This window comes from Neorhizobium puerariae (assembly GCF_042429745.1).
In the GTDB taxonomy this organism is placed as follows: domain Bacteria; phylum Pseudomonadota; class Alphaproteobacteria; order Rhizobiales; family Rhizobiaceae; genus Neorhizobium; species Neorhizobium puerariae.
Genome location: NZ_JBHMAA010000032.1, coordinates 231910 through 251120, shown reverse-complemented (window position 1 = coordinate 251120; position 19211 = coordinate 231910). Strand labels below are relative to the sequence as shown.

The following is a 19211-nucleotide window of genomic DNA, read 5'->3' as shown; positions in this document are numbered from 1 at the left end:
TAACGAGGTTGGAGCCTTGGACACGCGCTCAACTCCGGCCGTGAACTTTATCGCAATATGGCTATACTTGAACAGCCTGATGCAACGTCATTTGCAGGTATAGATGTCAAGTTCGCGAGAAGGCCCGATAGGATGTTTTCAAGGAACTTCCGCCAGAATTCAGCGCCGTGGCAGCAAATACTGGAAGTAAATATTTCCGGCTCCCGAAAACAATTCGGGCGCCGAAGCGCCCGAAAGTTGAAGTGTTTCCATTTCCTGGCAGGCAATGCCGTGACCATTGATTGTCCACGGCATGTCGCGCCTCAGGCCATCAAGAGCAGCCGCTGGTCGCGCCGCAAGTGTCGCACTTTTCGCAGGTGCCGTTGCGGACCATCGTGAAGTTCTGGCACTCGGAGCACATGTTGCCCGTGTAGCCTTGAGCGATCGAGCGCATGCGGCGTTCGTTCTCGACCTTCTTGGCCTCCGTCTTCGCCGTGGCGGCATCGGCCGCAGCCTTGTCGGAGAAGAGCGCGGTGGCGACCTGCTGGTCCTCGCTGACGATCTCCTCGATCACTTCCTCGGCGATTTCTTCCGCCAGCTCCTTCGCCCGTTCTTCATAATCCCGCTTGAACGAGACGATTTCGGAAGTCGCGATCGAAACGGTCGGTTCCAGCTTGCGGGCCGCAGAGCCGGTGAACGACGTCACCGTTGCGGAGGCGCGGGCAGGGGCGGCGGTCGCCGCTCCCTTGGCTTCGGAAGCGGGGCGTTCCGAGCCGGTGTTCGGTACGAGCGTCGGCTTGTAGCCGCGCGTCCAGCCGGTGGAGATCAGATTGGTCTTGCCTTCCTTGATCCCTTTGCCGAGCGCCGTGTTGGAGAAATCCGACGTATCGACATGGGCAAGATCGTGGCGGCCGAGATAGGAGACGGCGAGTTCGCGGAACACGTAGTCGAGGATCGAGGTCGCGTTCTTGATCGCGTCGTTTCCGGTGACGATACCGGCCGGCTCGAACTTGGTGAAGGTGAATGCCTCCACATATTCTTCCAGCGGCACGCCGTATTGCAGGCCGAGCGAGATCGCGATGGCGAAGTTGTTCATCATTGCACGGAAGGCCGCACCTTCCTTGTGCATGTCGATGAAGATCTCGCCGAGGCGGCCGTCGCCGAACTCGCCGGTGCGCAGGTAGACCTTGTGGCCGCCGACATTGGCCTTCTGGGTGTAACCCTGGCGGCGGTTCGGCAGCTTTTCCCGTTCACGGGTGATGCGCTCGACGACCCGTTCGACAATCTTCTCGGTGATCTGCACGGCCTGTGCCGCCACTGGAGACTGCATCAGTTCCTCGATCGCGTCTTCCGCATCGTCCTCGTCGATCAGCGACGAGTTGAGCGGCTGCGATAGCTTGGAGCCGTCGCGATAGAGCGCGTTCGCCTTCAGCGCCAGCTTCCAGGAAAGCATGTAGGCGGCGCCGCAGTCTTCGACGGTCGCTTCGTTCGGCATGTTGATCGTCTTGGAGATCGCACCCGAGATGAACGGCTGGGCAGCCGCCATCATGCGGATGTGGCTCTCGACCGAGAGATAACGCTTGCCGATCTTGCCGCAGGGATTGGCGCAATCGAAGACCGGCAGGTGCTCGGCCTTCAGGAAGGGAGCGCCTTCGAGCGTCATCGCGCCGCAGACATGGATATTGGCCGCTTCGATGTCCTTCTTCGAGAAGCCGATATGTTCGAGCAGGTTGAAGCTCATGTCGGCGAGCTGTTCGTCGGTGACCTTGAGCGTGCCCTTCAGGAAGTCGGCACCGAGCGTCCACTGGTTGAAGACGAACTTGATGTCGAAGGCGGCCTTCAGCGCGCCGTTGACGGCTTCGATCTTCTCGTCGGTGAAACCCTTGGTGCGGAGCGAGCCGGGGTTGATGCCGGGCGCCTGGTTGAGGTTGCCGTGACCGACCGCATAGGCCTCGATCTCGGCGATCTGGCTTTCCGTATAACCGAGTGAGCGCAGCGCGTCCGGAACGGCGCGGTTGATGATCTTGAAATAGCCGCCGCCGGCGAGCTTCTTGAACTTGACGAGCGCGAAATCGGGCTCGATGCCGGTCGTGTCGCAATCCATCACGAGGCCGATCGTGCCGGTCGGCGCGATGACCGAGACCTGCGCGTTGCGGTAGCCGTGCTTTTCGCCGAGTTCCAGCGCCCTGTCCCAGGCGGCCTTGGCATGGGCCGCCAGATCCTGGTCCGGGTTTTCGGAATGGATCAGCGCGACCGGGTTGACGGAAAGCGCCTCATAGCCGGCGGTCTCGCCATGAGCGGCGCGGCGATGGTTGCGGATGACGCGGAGCATGTTGTCGCGGTTCGGCGCGAAATTGGGGAAGGGGCCGAGTTCCGAGGCCATTTCTGCCGAGGTGGCGTAGGAAATGCCGGTCATGATGGCGGTGAGGGCACCGGCGATGGCGCGGCCTTCGGCCGAGTCGTACGGAATGCCCGAGGACATCAGCAGGCCGCCGATATTCGCATAACCAAGGCCGAGCGTGCGGTATTCGTAGGAGAGTTCGGCAATCCGTTTCGACGGGAACTGCGCCATCATGACCGAGATTTCGAGCACGATCGTCCACAGCCGCGTCGCATGTTCGTAGTCGCCGATATTGATGCGCTTGGTGGCGGCATCCTTGAAGGCGAGCAGGTTCATGGAGGCGAGGTTGCAGGCAGTGTCGTCGAGGAACATGTATTCCGAGCACGGGTTCGAGCCGCGGATCGGGCCGCCGGCCGGCGAGGTGTGCCAGTCGTTCATTGTCGTGTTGAAGTGGATGCCCGGATCGGCGGACGCCCAGGCGGCATAGGAAATCTGCTCCCACAGGTCCTTGGCCTTCAGCGTCTTCATGATGCGGCCGTCCTTGCGGGCGGTCAGGTTCCATTCGCCGTCATTTTCGACGGCGCGCAGGAAGTCGTCCTTCAGAGAGACGGAGTTGTTGGAGTTCTGGCCGGAAACGGTGAGATAGGCTTCCGAATCCCAGTCCGTGTCATAGGTCTTGAACTCCAGGTCCTTGTAGCCCTGGCGGGCGAACTGGATGACGCGCTTGACGTAGTTTTCCGGAACCTGGTCCTTCTTGGCGGCGCGGATCTCGCGCTTCAGCGCCGGATTCTTAGCCGGATCGAAGCAGTCTTCACCGGTGCCGCCGTCGCAATTGACGCAGGCTTTCATGATCGCCTTGAGATGCCTGGCGACGATCTTCGAGCCGGTGACGAGGGCCGCCACCTTCTGCTCTTCCTTGACCTTCCAGTTGATGTATTCCTCGATATCCGGATGGTCGATGTCGACCACGACCATCTTGGCGGCGCGGCGCGTCGTGCCGCCCGACTTGATCGCGCCGGCGGCGCGGTCGCCGATCTTGAGGAAGCTCATCAGGCCGGAGGAGCGGCCGCCGCCGGAAAGCTTCTCGCCTTCGCCGCGCAGCATGGAGAAGTTGGAGCCGGTGCCGGAGCCGTACTTGAAGAGGCGGGCTTCGCGGACCCACAGGTCCATGATCCCGCCCTCGTTGACGAGGTCGTCCTCGACGGACTGGATGAAGCAGGCATGCGGCTGCGGATGCTCATAGGCCGACTTTGACTTCGTCAGCTTGCCGGTGAACGGGTCGACATAGAAATGGCCCTGGCCGGGGCCGTCGATGCCATAGGCCCAATGGAGCCCGGTGTTGAACCACTGCGGCGAATTCGGCGCGACGCGCTGGGTGGCGAGCATGTAGGCGAGCTCGTCCATGAAGGCGGACGCATCTTCTTCAGACGAGAAATAACCGCCCTTCCAGCCCCAGTAGGTCCAGGTTCCCGCGAGACGGGTGAAAACCTGGGCAGCGCTGGTTTCGGAGCCGTAGCGCTCACCCTCGGGGAGCGCCTTCAGGGCCTCGGTATCGGCAACGGAACGCCACAGGAAGGAGGGAACGTCGTTTTCCTCGACCTTCCGGAGAATTTTCGGAACGCCGGCCTTGCGGAAATATTTCTGGGCCAGAACGTCGGTCGCGACCTGGGAGAACTGCGCCGGCACGTCGATATCGGCGGCCCGGAAGACGACGGAACCGTCGGGATTGCGGATCTCGCTGGTGGCCTTGCAGAATTCGATGTCCGCATAGGCGCCCTGGCCAGGCTTGGTGAAACGACGTTCGATGCGCATTGCCTTAGTCCCTCATCAATTGGCGCCCGGAAAAGGGACGCAGATGTACCACTCCAGCCCACACGGAATCGACGCGCGCAGCCGGTTGAAAGTTCCAAATTCCAGGTCAAAACATCCGGAGATGTCGACCTGTATGTTGTGGTGATGACGGCTGCAACACTACTACATATAGTATTAACAGAATCTTTATGCCAGTCCCAACCGTCGTTCCGGGGCAGGAAATCGAGTACACGACAAGGCGTTGGCAGGACCGCCCCTCACAGCCGGCCATACCCATCGTCTGTTCCGTTCAACCCGAAAGAGAACCGGCCTCGTTACCTCCGGTCCAGTCGCCGCCGCAACATAAAGGCCACTGTCGGACGAGCGGAGAGATTCGTCAAGGCGTAGATTGCAACGGTTTTATAACCACAAGATATTGTGCTTTCTGCTTGTGGATAACGGGGATGAAAAATAGCGCAGGAATCTCAAGGTTTTGCGAGAACGGTTTGAAACCCGTGTAGCGGAGCTGCCGGTATTTTCGCAAAGCGGAGGCGCTCGCATGCACCGGTTGGGCGGGAGAATGAGGAATTCCCCATACCATATTGAGGCGTCTCGGGATTCCGTGCCTGTTCGTGCCCGTTTCCGATCGTCGCTACATCTTGTTGCAGCCCCAAGCGAACGTCGGAATCCAGAAGACACCGGCAACCTTATGATTCCAGGGGCATTTCGGAGCTGGCATTCGCATGGCGACCGCCATAGGGCGCATCCCGGCGATGAACGAAGCCATGTGGATTCCGGCAGGACGGGTTCTCGGACAGGAAGGGGAATTGGGCAGGCGAGAATCAGCCCTTGCTGCCCTTGGCGATCGGCTCCTGGTAGGTGAAGCCCATATCCCAGGGGAAGTAGATCCAGGTGTCCTGGCTGACTTCGGTCACGAACGTATCCACCGTCGGCACGCCCTTCGGCTTGGCATAGACGCAGGCGAAATGCGCCTTGGGCAGCATGGCGCGGACTTCCGACGCGGTTTTGCCCGTATCCGTCAGGTCGTCGACCACCAGCACGCCGGCGCCCTCGTCCTTTGCGAGCTCGGGGGCTATACCCTTGAGCAGCGCCATTTCCCCCTGGTTGACGTAATCATGGTACGAAGCGATGCAGACCGTTTCGATCAGGCGGATGTTGAGTTCGCGGGAGATGATCGCCGCCGGGACGAGGCCGCCGCGGGTGATACAGACGATCGCGCGGAAATCCTGGTCGAGGCCTGCGAGCCGCCAGGCAAGCGCCCGGGCATCGCGGTGGAATTGATCCCAGGAGACGGGAAAGGCTTTTTCGGGAAGAGACATGATCGGGTGCCGTTAGCGAGAGCTGCGTTGGCTCTCGCTAATAGCGGCAATTCAGGTCGTTACGCAAGTTTTCGTATGGTGCTGCACACCATTTCCAGTACCGGGAATGCGCTAGCGGGACAGCAGGGTAAGCGCCGTCATCGAATCGAGCAGGCTGCGCGTGACGCCGCCGAACAGCATCTCCCACCAGCGGGAATGGCCGTAGCCGCCCATGACCAGCAGATCGATGCTGTTGTCGGAAAGCCGGTTTTCGATCACCGCCGCGGCGGGAAGCGAGCCTCCGGTTTCCTGCGTCGTAAGCGTCACGTTGATGTCGTGGCGGGCAAGGGTCGCGGCGATTTCCGTTCCCGCCAGCTCCGGCGCCCGGTCGCCGCGATCCGGCGGATCGATCAGAAGAATCTCGACCGTCGTCGCGGCTTTCAGGAAGGGCAGCGAATCGAAAGTGGCGCGTGCCGCCTCGCGCGATCCGTTCCAAGCCACCAGGATACGATTGATCGCCACGGGTTCCTTCATCGTGTAGGGGACGAGCAGCATCGGCCTGCCGCTCTCGAACAGGAATGTCTCGAGGTCCGCGCGGTGGTCGGCATGCGCGGGGTCGCTCTGGCTGGCGACGATCAGGTCGGACGTCCGGGCCGTTTCCATGACCGAAGCGGAACTGTATCCAGCAGCCGACATGAAGCTGCGCCATTCGGCGGACAGTCCTTCGCGGGCCGTCCGTTCCTTGAAAATCCGCTCGACTTCGGCCGTCTCCTTCTGCGCCACTTCCTGGAGGACCTGCACGGCTGCGGGGTCGGGAATCTCCATCGGCGCGATCAGCGGCACGGCGGCCAGCGTTTCCGCATGCGCACCGATGAGGTGGGAGGAGAATTTTTCCGCGAGTGCGATGCTGAAATCCGCAATCTGCCTCGCATTTTGCGGGGTATCGAGGACGGCGAGAATGGTCTTGTAGGCCATGGCGGTGTCTCCTGACGGCGCTGGACTGATCTTTCGAAAGCCAGTCTCAGACAATTACCTGGGGCGCACTTTGATGCTGGTCAAGAAGAGGGCAGGGCATCGCCAAAAGAGGTCAGGCGTCCGCGGTGGGATTGGTCGGCGTCTTTGCCCGGTCGATGCTTGCGATCATCTCGGCAACGGCCCCGGCGGCCGCGTCGAGAACTTGCGGGTCGCGGGCACGCACGACGATCTCCGTCGAGAAACGCTGGCCGTCGTATTTCGGATAGGAGCCGATGCTCGTTTCCGGATGCGCCTTTTGAACCGCGGCAAGCAGCGTGCCGATGTCGCCTTCGCCGTAAGGGCAGGGAAGGGCGCGCGACAGCATCTTCGCGCCGGAACGCAGCGTCGGGAGGACGTTGTCCACCATCGCCTGGAAGACCTGTGGCACGCCGGCCATCACGTAGACATTTCCGATGATGAAGCCCGGAGCCGTGGAAACCGGATTGGCGATATGCTTCGCGCCTTCCGGCATGCGGGCCATGCGCTGACGGGCCGGCGTGAATTCCATCTCGCGCTGCTTGTACATGTCGCCGAGCAGTGTCATGGCGTCGGGATCGTAGATGCAGGGCAGGCCGAAGGCTCTGGAAACGGCATCCGCGGTGATGTCGTCATGGGTGGGGCCGATGCCGCCGGAGGTGAAAACGTAGTCGTAGCGTGCGCGCAGGGCGTTCAGGGTGTCGACGATCGCATCCTCCTCGTCGGCCACGATTCGCACCTCCTTGAGATCGATGCCGGACAGCGTCAGCAAGTCGGCGAGATGGCCGATGTTCCTGTCCTTGGTCCGGCCGGACAGAAGTTCGTCGCCGATGGCGAGCATGGCGGCGGTGACGATCGAGGGCGATTGCGGCATTTCTGACATGAATGTTCCTCCAAGGATGCCACACTCCTAAGCCCAAAATTTTCACGGCAGAAGCGATTTCGTGATGTTCGTTCCGGGAACTGCCGTCTGTTACGGATTTATGATCGGTAAGCGGAAAGTCGTCTCCAGATGTTGAACGGTGCGTTGACCGGGCGAGGGACTGTCGCCGACGGAGGAACCCGTTACATCTTCGCCTGGTCCGGCCGGACACGGCCTTGTTAAGACAGACAGAGAGGCATTGGAGAAGATCATGGCGAAGGTTCTCGTCCTTTATTATTCCGCTTACGGTCACATCGAGAAGATGGCTTACGCCGTTGCGGAAGGTGCAAAGTCGGCCGGTGCCGACGTGACGGTCAAGCGCGTGCCGGAACTGGTGCCGGAAGAGGTTGCCAAGGCTTCTCATTTCAAGCTCGACCAGGCCGCACCGATCGCCACGGTCGATGAGCTTGCCGACTATGATGCGATCATCGTCGGCGCCGGTACGCGTTTCGGTACGGTCGCTTCCCAGATGCGCAATTTCTGGGATCAGACCGGTGGCCTCTGGTTCAACGGCAAGCTCGTCGGCAAGGTCGGCTCCGTCTTCACCTCGTCCGCCACCCAGCACGGCGGCCAGGAATCGACGATCCTCGGCTTCATCCCGACCCTGCTCCATCACGGCATGGCCGTTGCCGGCCTGCCTTACGCTTTCGCCGGCCAGATGGGCGTCGACGCCATCAAGGGCGGCTCGCCCTATGGCGCAAGCACCATCACCGACGGCGACGGCTCCCGCCAGCCTTCGGATATCGAACTGGAAGGCGCCAAGTTCCAGGGCGCGCATGTCGCGAAACTGGCAGCCAAGCTGGCTGGCTGATCCCAAGATCAGGAAGCCCCATGGAATCGGCGCGGCGAGAAATCGCCGCGCTTTTTCCTTGTGCTGGAAGCTGTTGTCGATGATCCCGTGACGAAGCTCGATTCAAGGCCGATGACGTGGACAACAAGGTCCGCTACGTCGTCACCCTCCTTACAGCGCGGCGCCGGGAAAACCGCTGCGGTCCGTCGTGACGCTGCCGGTCGCAATGCCAGTTTCAAGGCTTGATGAGAAGCCCTTGGCCTGTTGGCAGGGTCAAGATCATCTGGCCCCGCAACGCCGCGAATTCATTCCACATTTGATACTGATCCTCGTGGTCCGCAAAGGCATAGTCGTCCAGGATGATAGGCGCACCGGAGGTAATCCGGTCCCAGACCCGTTCAATGCACTCTTTCTCATATTGGGCGACGTTCAGATCGACGGAGAGATAGGCGATCTTTCTGATCGGTGTACCGTCCAGCGTTTCCGGAAGGCGACCGCGTATCAGTTTCGCGTTTGGGAAATCGGAAAAATTCCTCACGGCTATATCGTAGATATCCGAATAAAGACCGTCATTTTGTTTGATTGCTTTGATCGCGGCCTTGCCGGTCAGAGGCTCGATCGGGATGCCGGCGAAGGTATCGAATAGCCAAAATGAACGATCTAACGTCTGGAAATCCAGATATTTGCATACGGTAGCGGATAATAGGCCGGCATTGACGCCGAATTCCACGAAATCGCCTTCGAGATTCAGCGCATTTCTTGCCGCCCAGCAACAGACATGAGCCCGCCAGCGAATATCCGGCACGCTGCGTTTCTTGCCCCATGCCTTGATATTGCCGTCGCGTGCGAATTCCCAGGCCTTCTTGAATTTCGGTTCATCCAGGAACCCGATATTTTTCCGCACCACGCGAAGATTGTCGGAATGAAACCCGGGTAGCGATCTGTCGCCGTTGAGGAAATAGTTTACGCGCCTCTTGAACTCCCGCACACCCATGTGTTGCCCTCCATGCTTTTGCAGTAGCGAATTTATATCGCGTTCTGAAAATGCGGCAAATATATAGGGCTCGGCGCCACTGCGTGTTGTCCGACTGCCAGTTCTGCTGCAATCGCGCGGGCCTTCGATCGGCCCCATGGCAGAATCCAATCTTCCGCCTACAGGAACACCTCGTGAATCAGCATTTGCAAAGCATAAGCGAAGGGTCGCAAATCGCCCTTGCTTTTTTCGTGTAACCCGTTGAAAAAGCTCCGGCGCGGACGTGGCGAAACTGGTAGACGCAAGGGACTTAAAATCCCTCGGGTATATCCCATGCGGGTTCGATTCCCGCCGTCCGCACCATCTCCACGGTTTTCTGCTAGAATTTCTTTTTGGCCCGCAGATCAGGGAGTTATGCCTTGGGCTTCACGTTTGCCATCGGCGATATCCACGGTTGCCTTCGGGAGCTCGAGGTCATGCTCGCCCGCGTGGAGGATCTGGCGCCTGCCGGCCATGTCGTCTTCGTCGGCGACTACATCGATCGCGGTCCTGACAGCAAGGGCGTGATCGATCTCGTCATGGCGGGGCCGAAAAGGCAGGGCTGGCGATGGACCGCTCTCAAGGGCAACCATGAGGACATGATGGTCGGCGCCCATCACGGTGGTTTCGACGCGGACGTGTGGAAGGAAAACGGCGGGCAGAGGGCTCTGCAATCCTTTGGCGGACACGTCCCGGATCAGGTCCTGCGGTGGTGTGCGGAACTTCCGCTGATCCATGTCGATGAACATCGTATCTTCGTGCATGCCGGGGTGGATGAGACCATGCCTCTTTACGGGCAGCGCGAGCGCGACCTGATCTGGAAACGCTTTCCGGCCGATTACACGGCGGATTTCTGGGGGCATCATCTTTGCCACGGCCATACGCCGGTTCCCGGCAATCCGAGAACGGTCGGTAACCGCACGAATATCGATAGCGGCTGTGTGTTCGGCGATGCGCTTTCCTGCGCGGTCTTCGATGACGACAAGCCTGGCGGTCCTGTCCGCTTCCTGCGCGTTCCGGCCCGATCCTGACCTGTACACAGGCCCTTGGCCTGTGGCATAGCGAGCCGGTAATCTTGAATTCCGAAGGATGGTTTGTCGTGACGAAAGCGGGTGTGGACGAAGCCAGGGCGGCGATGCGGACGATTTTTGCCGAAACGCCGCTGCAGATGAACGAGCATTTGAGCCGGCGTTACGGCGCCGAGATCTGGCTGAAGCGCGAGGACCTGTCGCCGGTCCGTTCCTACAAGATCCGCGGCGCGTTCAACTTCTTCCGCAAGGCGATCGCGACCGGCACCCGTGACAGGACGTTCGTCTGCGCCTCGGCCGGCAACCACGCCCAGGGTTTTGCCTTCGTGTGCCGCCATTTCGAAGTGCCGGGTGTGGTTTTCATGCCGGTGACCACACCGCAGCAGAAGATCGACAAGACGCGCATGTTCGGCGGCGATTTCATAACCATCCGGCTGGTCGGGGATATTTTCGATCAATGCTATGCGGCGGCGCGCGCCCATGTGGAGGAAATCGGCGGCGTCATGGTGCCGCCCTTCGATGATCCCGACATCATCGAGGGACAGGCGACGGTCGCGGCCGAGATCGTCGGACAGTTGCCGGCAGGCGTCCTGCCCGACCTAGTCATCATGCCTGTCGGCGGAGGCGGGCTATCTTCCGGGATGACCGGTTACCTGAAGGATGTGGTCGCGCCGGAGAATTTCGTCTTCACCGAACCCCAGGGTGCGCCAAGCCTGAAGAAGAGCCTGGAAGCGGGGGAGCCGGTGACGCTCGCAAAGCTCGACAATTTCGTCGACGGCGCGGCGGTCGCGCGGATCGGCGATCTGAATTTCGAGGCGCTGAAACGCTTTTCCCCGGACCAGGTCCTGCTTCTGCCGGAAAATGCGATCTGCGTGACGATCACCGAAATGCTGAATGTCGAAGGCGTCGTGCTGGAGCCGGCGGGCGCCTTGTCCATCGCGGCGCTGGAGGCCCTGGGGCCTGAAAGGCTGGCCGGCAAGAGGGTGATCTGCGTCGTTTCCGGCGGCAATTTCGACTTCGAGCGCCTGCCGGACGTGAAGGAGCGCGCCATGCGCTATTCCGGCGTCAAGAAATATTTCATCCTCCGGCTTGCCCAGCGTCCCGGCGCCCTGCGCGACTTCCTCAACCTGCTTGGGCCGGAGGACGACATTGCCCGCTTCGAATACCTCAAGAAATCCGCCCGCAATTTCGGTTCCATCCTGATCGGCATCGAAACGACGAGGCCGGAGAATTTCGCGGCGCTGATCGGGCGTTTCGAAGCGGCCGGCATGGGTTATCAGGACATTACCGAAAACGATATCCTGGCGAGCCTCATCATCTGATCGCAAGCGTTTTCTTCAGCCATGCGGCAACACGGTCGGCAATCGGGCCGGTTGTCGCCGGCGAGATGATGTTGCCGGCAATCACGTGGTTTGCCGGATCGCCTGTCGTGCCGACATCGACAATCTCATGCGGGGCGCCCCAGCGGCCGGCGATCGCGCGCACCTTGTCGGGGCGGACGACCTGATCGAATGAAGAGTAGAGGAAGAGGGTAGGCGTGCTGATCCCCTCGACCGGGCTCCTCACGGCAAGCTTGACCAGCGCGGCCATCGGCAGGAGCGCCCTGGTCGGATATTCCGTCGTCCAATGCGCCGCATGCCGTTCATTATAGGGCGTGAAACGATGCGTCGGACCGAGCAGGAGCCGGGAAAGCTGCGGCGCGATCGGCGTTGTCAGCAGGAAGGCGCCGAAGCTGTTGATGCCGTAGTTGGGGGAGAGCAGGACAGTGGCGGAAATCCGTGACGCGATCTGCGGCTCGGCGAGCGCCAGCGTAGTGAGCGAAGCGCCGGTCGAGGTGCCGATGACGATTACCTTTTCCCCAATCGCTTCGCCGATCGAGAGAGCCTCGGAGAAATCCGCCATCCAGTCTTCAAGCGTCGCTTCGCCCATGGCCTCACCGGCGCGGCCATGGCCGGCAAGCCGGGTGAAATGGAGGTTGGCGCCGAGAGCCGTCGCGACGCGGTCGGGCAGGGGGCGCAGTTCCTCCGCCGATGCCGAAAAGCCATGGATATAGACGATCGCGAAAGGCGTCCTGGTTTTCGTATCCGGATTGGCCCAGACGATGCGCTTGGCAGCACCCGGACGAATATCGGGAAAGGCGCTCTCGCCGGCGGCGAGATAGGCGTCTATATCGGCGCCCAGGCGACTTCGGTCAAACGCAGGAAAACCTTCGGAGGGCAGGCTCGGCCCGATCATCAGCATGCCTCCGAAGGCGACGATCATCACCATCGAAACTGTGATGACAGCCCGCCACAATGAAAATCCCATCCGCATCCGGCGCTTCCTCCGAACCGAGAGAATGATAGGCGGACCTCATGACGACGAAAAGTCTACTTCGCACAGATCGCCGGTTTGGCAGGCAGGGCGCAGAAACCACGGCGGTCGACCTCGACGCGTGTCTTCTCGATGACGTTCGTCCAGACAAAGCCGGGAAAGCGATCCGGCACCATGTCCCAGGTCTCCCGGTCGTCGATGCCGGTGCTGCCCGCGTCGCCCGCTTCGTACGGACCGATCAGCACGACATCGGAACCGGCCGCCCGCATGCGGTTGTAGAAACGCTCCGGCCAGCCCCAGAGCAGGAAGGCATAGTTGGCAGGCACCGGCACGAGGCCGTGTCGGCAATCCTCGGGCACATGACCGCTCCAGCCGAGCGCGAGGTAGTTGAGAAGACAAGACTTCGCCGTGCGTACTGAATAGCCAGGCAGGCCGGCGACCAGCGCGATGCTCTTCTCGGTCGGCTCGGCGCCGCCATAAACCCCGAAGGTCGCCTCGCGGGAGGCGGTCTGCGCAGTCAGCAGCGCGGCGAGCGCCTCGCCTTCCTCCACGCGGCGGCTTTTGAAATTCACGAGGAAGCGGCCGTCCGGCAGCGTTTCGTAGACCTCCGCCAGCGTCGGCATCAGCCCCACCCCCTTGCCGCGGAAGGGAAAGGTCCTGCCGTCGTCCGCCGTATAACCGTAGCCGATGTCGAGCGTTTTCAGAACAGGCAGCGGCGTCTGTTCGGTAACGCCTTTGCCATCGGTGCGGCAGTCGAGCGTCCAGTCGTGGAAAACGGCGAACTGTTTGTCTGGTGTCAGATGCACGTCGAGTTCCACCACGTCCGCGCCGGCATCGAAGGCGGCTTTCATTCCGGCAATGGTGTTTTCGAGGAAATCATGGGTTGGCGGCAGCATCAGGCTTGCCGTGCAGGTGTCGCTCCGGACATTGGTCTTGTCGAAGAGCTGGTGCTGTCCGCGGTGGGCGATGATCCCGAGCGGCTTGTCGTCCGGAAAATGCGAGAACAGCGATGTATTGCCGATCCAGAGCGCGGCGGCGATCACGGCGGGCACGGGTGCAACGATCTTCCATTTCATGCGGATGGGCTCCTGAAAGCTGCGGCTATATATGAGACGTCCCGTCGCGACTTTTCCTTGGTCCCTTCTTCCTGCCTGCTAAGGAATGTGCTAGGCAGCCGCCATGGCTTCGTTTTTATCAAATGTCTTCTCCATTTTCTCCGGCGGCGGCAAATCCGCCGAACCGGCGGGCAAATCCGTTGAGCCCGTCGAGCATGGCGGCTGCCTCATCTATGCCGCTCCGATCCGGGAGGGTTCTCAGTTCCGTTTGGCGGGCCGTATCGAGAAGGAAGTGAACGGCGACGTGCTGGTGCGTGATTTCGTCCGCGCCGATGTCTTCACCTCCATGGACGATGCCGTCGAATATACGGTCAAGAAGGCCCAGCAGATCATTGATCAGAACGGTGCATCGCTGTTCGCCGACGGGGAGAAATCGCGCTCCGCCTGATGGGTGCAGGCTTGCACCCAGGAGCGCCGCAAGCGTCCCCACCGGAGCAATAAGCCGCCTCGCTCACGCCGATGCGACGGCCTGCGGGATGACGCTGCAGGAAAAGTCTCGAAACGACAGGGAAACGTACCGGATATTGATCGGGTGCGCCTGCCTTCGGGATGAAATGCTTCGGCCATTGTTGCAACGCAACGCATAACGGCGATAATTCCCGGCAGATTCGAGCTTTCGAAAAGGTAATTGTTACAGCGGCTTGGCACCCGCACAGGTTGAGAGTGGATCGGAATGCAAGTGTTCAATCTCAGCTTGTTCTTGCTGGAGGCGGTCGTTTATTTCACCGTCATGACGGCCTTCCTGCATTTCCGGCGCCAGCTTGGCCTCGGCGTCTTTCTGGCCGCGCTTGGCGTCATGCATTTCATGGAAACCTATCTCGCAGCGGTCTTCTATATCGAGCTTCCGTTCGGCACTGTTTCTCCAGGCTCTTCCGTCTTCTTCGCCGGCAAGCTGATGATGATCCTGTTGCTCTATCTGAAGGAGGATGCGGCGACTGTCCGCCAGCCGATCTATGGGCTTTTCCTAGGCAATCTCCTGACCGTCGGTATCGCGCAGATATTGCAGAGCCATGAGGTCGTGGCGCTGCCGGCCGGACGCTCCGTCGACATGGGCTTCCTGAACGAGATGGGCTGGCTGATGGTCTGGGGGACCGCGCTCCTCTACATAGACGCGATCGGCATCATTCTGCTCTATGAGCGGCTTGGCCGTCTTCTCCGGGGCCATTTGGTCCTGCGGTTCGCGTTAAGTGGAGCCGTTGTGCTGACCTTTGACCAGGTCGGCTTCTATTCGGCGCTGAGCATCCTGTTCGACGCGCCGGCTTCGGTCTTCCTGGGTGGCTGGTGGGCCAAGCTTCTCGCTGTGGCGATCTATTCGCTGCTGTTCGCGGCCTATCTCAAGATTGAGCAAATTCCCCGGCTCACGAAATCGACACGCGAAATCTCCGACATTTTCAACGACCTGACATTCCGCGAACGCTATCAGGCGCTTCTCGCCCGCAGCGGCGTCGATGCGCTGACGGGCCTTTTCGATCGCAGCCGGTTGGAAACGGACGCGCCGCTTCTGATCCGCAACTGCCTCGATCGGGGAAGAGGGGTCAGTCTCGTCATTGTCGATGCCGATCGTTTCAAGGAGGTCAACGATCGCTTCGGGCACCTGAAAGGCGATGAGGTCCTGAAGGAGGTGGCCGCGCGGCTGCAGGCTGTCCTGCGGCCCGGAGACCATCTTTCCCGCTTTGGCGGCGAAGAGTTCGTCCTGCTTCTGCCATCTACCGGTCACGACGGCGCGTTGACTTTCGCCGAACGTTTGCGTGTGGAAATCCGCCGTGCGATCGTGCGGCCCGACGGGCAGCATGTGACGGTGTCGCTCGGCGTTGCAACGGCGCCGGAAGACGGCCTCACGCTCGACGCGCTGCTCGGATGCGCCGACGAGCGTCTCTACCGCGCAAAAAATGACGGCCGGGACAATGTCCACGGCCGTTTTGGCAGGCTTGCTCCGTCAGGGACGGGGATTTAGGCGGCGAGAGCAAGCTGCCGGTTACGCTGCTGGGCAGCAGCGATGGCTTTTTCCGCGGCTTCCGGGCCAAAGGCGAGGCCTTCGACATAGATGACTTCCACATCGGTCATGCCCATGAAGCCGAGCACGGTGGTGAGGTACGGTACGGCGTGGTTCATGCCGCGCGCTGGACCTTCGGAATAGACGCCGCCGGCGGCGATGACGATGTAGGCCTTCTTGCCGGTGACGAGGCCAACGGGGCCGTTTTCGGTGTAGCGGAACGTCTGGCCTGCACGGGCGATGTTGTCGATCCAGCTCTTCAGCGTCGAATAGATGTTGAAGTTGATAAGGCCGGTGGCGATCACGACGGTATCTGCGGCGAGCAGTTCCGCAACCAGCTTGTCGGAATAGTCGGCAGCTGCGGCTTCTTCCGGCGTGCGATCCTGGGGAGCCTTGCGGATGGCGGAGGTCGTCACGCTGTCGAGATGCGGAATCGGATTGGCGCCGAGATCGCGATGGACGATGGAAGTGCCGTTGTCACGCGCGCTCAGCTCGTTGGCAAGGTCATGGGCAACCTTGCTGGACAGCGAATCATCGCCACGCGGGCTGGAGGTGACGAGGAGAATGGAGGACATTCGTTGCTTCCTTACCTGGAGATTTCTGGTTTTCCCGAACGAGTGGGAGGGCTCGTCCGCTTCGCAGCGCAAGATAGGCATGGACGACCATCGATTAAACTGAGATAATATCGAAGTAATCTATCGATAATTTGGATGGTGATCTATGGATGCAAATCCGACCCTGGATCAATTGCAGGTATTCCTCGCCGTTGCCGAGACGGGAAGCTTTTCGGCGGCCTCGCGGGTGCTCAACCGGGCCCAGTCCGTCGTGAGTTACACGATCGGCAATCTCGAGGCCCAGCTTGAAGTGCCGCTGTTCGAGCGGAGCGGGGCGCGGCAGCCGAGGTTGACGGAAGCAGGCAAGGCGATGCTCACCGATGCGCGCCGTATCGTTGCCGATCTTCAGGTCATGCGCGCCAGGGCGAAAAGCATCCGGCAGGGTCTGGAAGCCGAAATCTCGCTGGCGATCAGCGTCATGGTGCCTTCCGCCGCCGTCGTCACGGAATTGCGTGAGTTTCGCGAAAGGTTTCCGAGCGTATCGCTCAACCTGAATGTCGGTGAGCTCGGCATGGTGATGGACATGGTGATGAGCGGCCGGGCCGATATCGGGCTGGGCGGAGCGCTGCTCAGGCAGGACGATGCGATCGTCGCCGACAAGATCGGCTATTCCTTCATGATCCCGGTTGCCGCGCCCGACCACCCCCTCGCCAGGCTTGACCGTCCGCTGACGCTTGCAGACGTCAGGGAGGAAGTGCAACTGGTCGTGACCGATGCGTCCGGCCTGACCAAGGGCCGGGATTTCAACGTTCTTTCCTACAGGACCTGGCGGGTGAGCGACATCGCGACCAAGCATCAGCTGATCAGGGGAGGACTTGGATGGGGCGGCCTGCCGGCCTCCGTCGCCGGCCGGGACATCATGGAGCGGACGCTCGTCGCCCTGAAACTCGACGCCTATGAACAGGGCGAATATCCGATCTATGCGATCCGCAGGACTTCCCATCCCCCCGGACCGGCAGGGCAGTGGCTGATAGAGGCGTTTCAGCGCCGGCTTTCGTCCTGCCCGTCCCATGGGGAATTCAAGGACAAGCTCGGGCTGGACAGCCCGCATGTCATGCCTGTCGCGGCGGAATAACCCGAATGTAACGTCGATCGGGGCCTGGTCGAGGCGGGTTTCAAAGCCAGTCGATGCGCTTCAATACCCACAATGTGCCCGCGGAAATGGCGGCGACAAAAACGACGATGATCAGGAAAGCCCAGGTGTCGTTGACGCCCGGAATGCCACCGACATTCATACCGAAAAGGCCGGCGACGACGCTCGGCGGCAGGAGCAATGCGGCCAATGCGGCAAGCCTGTTCGAATTGCGTGCGATCCGCTCGCCGATGACCGTGGAGAGGTCGTCATGAAGAATGCCGGTGCGGTCGCGGATGGCGTCGAGATATTCGATGAACCGCATCAGCTTGTCGATCACCTCGCGAAAACGGAGCTTGTCCCGCTCCTTCAGCCATGGGGCATCGTCGTGCTCGATCCTGTTGAGCGCATCGCGTTGCGGCGCCAGATAACGGCGTAGCTGCACGGAGCGGCGACGCAAGAGCTTCAGCCTCTGGCGAACCTCGCTTGCTTCCCCCTTGAAAATCAGCTCGTCGAGTTCGTCGACCTCTTCGTCCATGCCGTCCAGCACGGGCTCCAGGTCGCGGACCAGCTTGTCGCTGACGAGCGCCAGAAGCTCGCCCGCCTGCCGCGGACCCTTGCCTTTTTCAAGGGCCTGCCGGATATCGCGCAGGGCGGTGATGTAGTGGCCGCTGTCCCGCAAGGTCACCAGGCGGCGCTCGTCCACCCAGATATGCAGCGGGACCAGGTCGATCTCGGAGGAGGGCTCCTGCGCCTCTTCCGGAGGAGCCGCGCAAAGCCCGCGCAGGATGATCAGCAGTCCGTCGTCCACCGGCTCCACCCGCGGCCGGGAATCCTCCGCGAGAAGCGCCTCGGCCACCAGCGGGTCGAAGCCGCCTTTCGTGTTGATCCATTCCGCCGCCGCCGGATGATCGCGTTCGAAATGCAGCCAGACGATGCCGTCATCCGGTCTCCAGGTGCAGGCCTGGGCCATGTCCACCGTCCTGCAGCCGCCGTGGCCGTCGAGGATGAGGGCGAAGCGCAATCCAGGCTCGTCGCCGTAGCTTACTGTCGCTTTTGCTTTTTCCAGCATCGGTGCGCTTCCTCCCCGCGCGATTTTCAATCGATTTTACCAGCAAATCCTTCGCCGACGAAGAGTGTGTTCGTGGCCTGCGAAAAGATGGGTGGTCGGGACGCATGGGTGCCGAGTTGACGACGTGCCATCCTCTGCTATAACGGGGCCACGGTCTGCAGTTCACCGAGGCGTCGCCGTCCCGAAAGGGAAGCTAAACCTGCTCTCCAAAAGATGATCAGCACTTATCCTGTGCCGAAGTCGAAAGCCGGCGACCAGCGACACCTCACCGAAGGAACGGCACGTTCGAGGATAAGACATGCCGAGATCCATCTTTCCGATGGCGATCGCCGATATTTCGGCCTTTGCAAAATCCGTTCGTGAGCAGCTCGAAAAGCTCGACCGCAGGCCGAGTCATGTGGAAATGCTCAATCTTCTCAGCCGTGCCGCGGGTTTTCGCAACTACCAGCATTTCCGTTCCGTTTCGACGACCGCCGAAGTCATCGAGAACTGGAATGTCGCGGCGGAGCCGGAGCCTGTGGCCGATGAAGCGCGCGTCCTGAAGACCCTTCGCGTTTTCGACCGTGAGGGCCGTCTCGTCCGCTGGCCGGGCAAGCGGTCGCAGCAGGAGCTGTGCCTGTGGTTCCTCTGGTCCAAAATCCCACGGGGCCGTACGTTCACGGAACGTGAGATCGGCGAGTTCCTGAACACGCAGCATCTCTTTGGGGATGCCGCGCTGCTGCGGCGTGATCTTTTCGACCTCGGCCTTGTGCAGCGCAAGCGGGACGGGAGCGATTACCGGCGTATCGAGAAAAAGCCGCCGCCGGAGCTGAGGCTCCTGCTCTCCCGGGTGGGCATCGCCCGGGCGGAAGCGGCCTGAG

The 19211-nt window shown here is 61.1% G+C and carries 16 protein-coding genes and 1 tRNA gene; 8 read left to right on the top strand and 9 right to left on the bottom strand.

The features are described from left to right. Window positions 1-310: 310 nt before the first annotated feature. The 4 genes from ACFFP0_RS25675 to ACFFP0_RS25660 form a co-directional block, all read right to left on the bottom strand. Window positions 311-4132, bottom strand: a complete 3822-nt coding sequence (locus ACFFP0_RS25675; RefSeq protein WP_377265059.1) for a vitamin B12-dependent ribonucleotide reductase — start codon at window positions 4130-4132, stop codon at window positions 311-313. A gap of 821 nt (window positions 4133-4953) precedes the next feature. Then, window positions 4954-5451 (bottom strand): xanthine phosphoribosyltransferase, encoded by a 498-nt coding sequence (gene gpt / locus ACFFP0_RS25670; protein ID WP_377265058.1) that lies wholly within the window; start codon window positions 5449-5451, stop codon window positions 4954-4956. Between the two features lie 111 nt (window positions 5452-5562). Beyond that, entirely contained in the window at window positions 5563-6405 is an 843-nt protein-coding gene (locus ACFFP0_RS25665) for a putative universal stress family protein (RefSeq protein WP_377265057.1), read from the bottom strand. Window positions 6406-6517: 112 nt separating this feature from the next. After that, window positions 6518-7294, bottom strand: coding sequence for a competence/damage-inducible protein A (locus tag ACFFP0_RS25660; protein WP_377265142.1), 777 nt, complete (start codon window positions 7292-7294; stop codon window positions 6518-6520). A gap of 259 nt (window positions 7295-7553) precedes the next feature. On the opposite strand from ACFFP0_RS25660, the gene wrbA reads away from it, so the two are divergent. After that, window positions 7554-8153: an NAD(P)H:quinone oxidoreductase type IV gene (wrbA, locus tag ACFFP0_RS25655; RefSeq protein ID WP_377265056.1), complete on the top strand. Its 600-nt coding sequence runs from the start codon at window positions 7554-7556 to the stop codon at window positions 8151-8153. A 214-nt stretch (window positions 8154-8367) separates the two neighbouring features. Here wrbA and ACFFP0_RS25650 read toward each other — a convergent pair whose 3' ends face one another. After that, window positions 8368-9264 carry a TylF/MycF/NovP-related O-methyltransferase gene (locus ACFFP0_RS25650; protein WP_377265055.1) on the bottom strand — a complete coding sequence of 299 codons (897 nt, stop codon included), beginning with the start codon at window positions 9262-9264 and terminating at the stop codon, window positions 8368-8370. Window positions 9265-9382: 118 nt separating this feature from the next. Here ACFFP0_RS25650 and ACFFP0_RS25645 point away from each other — a divergent pair. From ACFFP0_RS25645 to ilvA, 3 genes are all read left to right on the top strand, one after another. Next, window positions 9383-9468: transfer RNA gene (locus tag ACFFP0_RS25645), tRNA-Leu, on the top strand. 56 nt (window positions 9469-9524) lie between these two features. After that, a complete protein-coding gene (locus tag ACFFP0_RS25640; RefSeq protein WP_377265054.1) occupies window positions 9525-10175 on the top strand; it encodes a metallophosphoesterase family protein in 651 nt (216 codons plus the stop codon). A gap of 104 nt (window positions 10176-10279) precedes the next feature. Next, a complete protein-coding gene (gene ilvA / locus ACFFP0_RS25635) occupies window positions 10280-11494 on the top strand; it encodes a threonine ammonia-lyase (RefSeq protein ID WP_377265141.1) in 1215 nt (404 codons plus the stop codon). On the opposite strand, the gene ACFFP0_RS25630 is transcribed toward ilvA, so the two are convergent. Both ACFFP0_RS25630 and ACFFP0_RS25625 read right to left on the bottom strand, forming a co-directional pair. Continuing rightward, window positions 11487-12485 (bottom strand): alpha/beta hydrolase, encoded by a 999-nt coding sequence (locus ACFFP0_RS25630; protein WP_377265053.1) that lies wholly within the window; start codon window positions 12483-12485, stop codon window positions 11487-11489. The genes ilvA and ACFFP0_RS25630 overlap by 8 nt on opposite strands. Window positions 12486-12541: 56 nt before the next feature. After that, window positions 12542-13561: a glycerophosphodiester phosphodiesterase family protein gene (locus ACFFP0_RS25625; protein ID WP_377265052.1), complete on the bottom strand. Its 1020-nt coding sequence runs from the start codon at window positions 13559-13561 to the stop codon at window positions 12542-12544. Window positions 13562-13664: 103 nt separating this feature from the next. Between ACFFP0_RS25625 and ACFFP0_RS25620 the strand changes: the two genes are divergently transcribed. Next, window positions 13665-13988, top strand: coding sequence for an HlyU family transcriptional regulator (locus ACFFP0_RS25620; RefSeq protein ID WP_377265051.1), 324 nt, complete (start codon window positions 13665-13667; stop codon window positions 13986-13988). 285 nt (window positions 13989-14273) lie between these two features. Further along, window positions 14274-15554, top strand: a complete 1281-nt coding sequence (locus ACFFP0_RS25615) for a GGDEF domain-containing protein (protein ID WP_377265050.1) — start codon at window positions 14274-14276, stop codon at window positions 15552-15554. Here ACFFP0_RS25615 and ACFFP0_RS25610 read toward each other — a convergent pair. Next, window positions 15551-16168 carry an FMN-dependent NADH-azoreductase gene (locus ACFFP0_RS25610; protein WP_377265049.1) on the bottom strand — a complete coding sequence of 206 codons (618 nt, stop codon included), beginning with the start codon at window positions 16166-16168 and terminating at the stop codon, window positions 15551-15553. The genes ACFFP0_RS25615 and ACFFP0_RS25610 overlap by 4 nt on opposite strands. 145 nt (window positions 16169-16313) lie before the next feature. Here ACFFP0_RS25610 and ACFFP0_RS25605 point away from each other — a divergent pair, with 145 nt between their 5' ends. Continuing rightward, window positions 16314-17282 carry a LysR family transcriptional regulator gene (locus ACFFP0_RS25605; protein ID WP_377265048.1) on the top strand — a complete coding sequence of 323 codons (969 nt, stop codon included), beginning with the start codon at window positions 16314-16316 and terminating at the stop codon, window positions 17280-17282. Between the two features lie 40 nt (window positions 17283-17322). On the opposite strand, the gene ACFFP0_RS25600 is transcribed toward ACFFP0_RS25605, so the two are convergent. Beyond that, window positions 17323-18351 carry a CorA family divalent cation transporter gene (locus ACFFP0_RS25600; RefSeq protein ID WP_377265047.1) on the bottom strand — a complete coding sequence of 343 codons (1029 nt, stop codon included), beginning with the start codon at window positions 18349-18351 and terminating at the stop codon, window positions 17323-17325. A 298-nt stretch (window positions 18352-18649) separates the two neighbouring features. On the opposite strand from ACFFP0_RS25600, the gene ACFFP0_RS25595 reads away from it, so the two are divergent. Then, complete coding sequence (locus tag ACFFP0_RS25595) at window positions 18650-19210, top strand: DUF2087 domain-containing protein (RefSeq protein ID WP_377265046.1); 561 nt, start codon at window positions 18650-18652, stop codon at window positions 19208-19210. Window position 19211 lies beyond the last annotated feature (1 nt).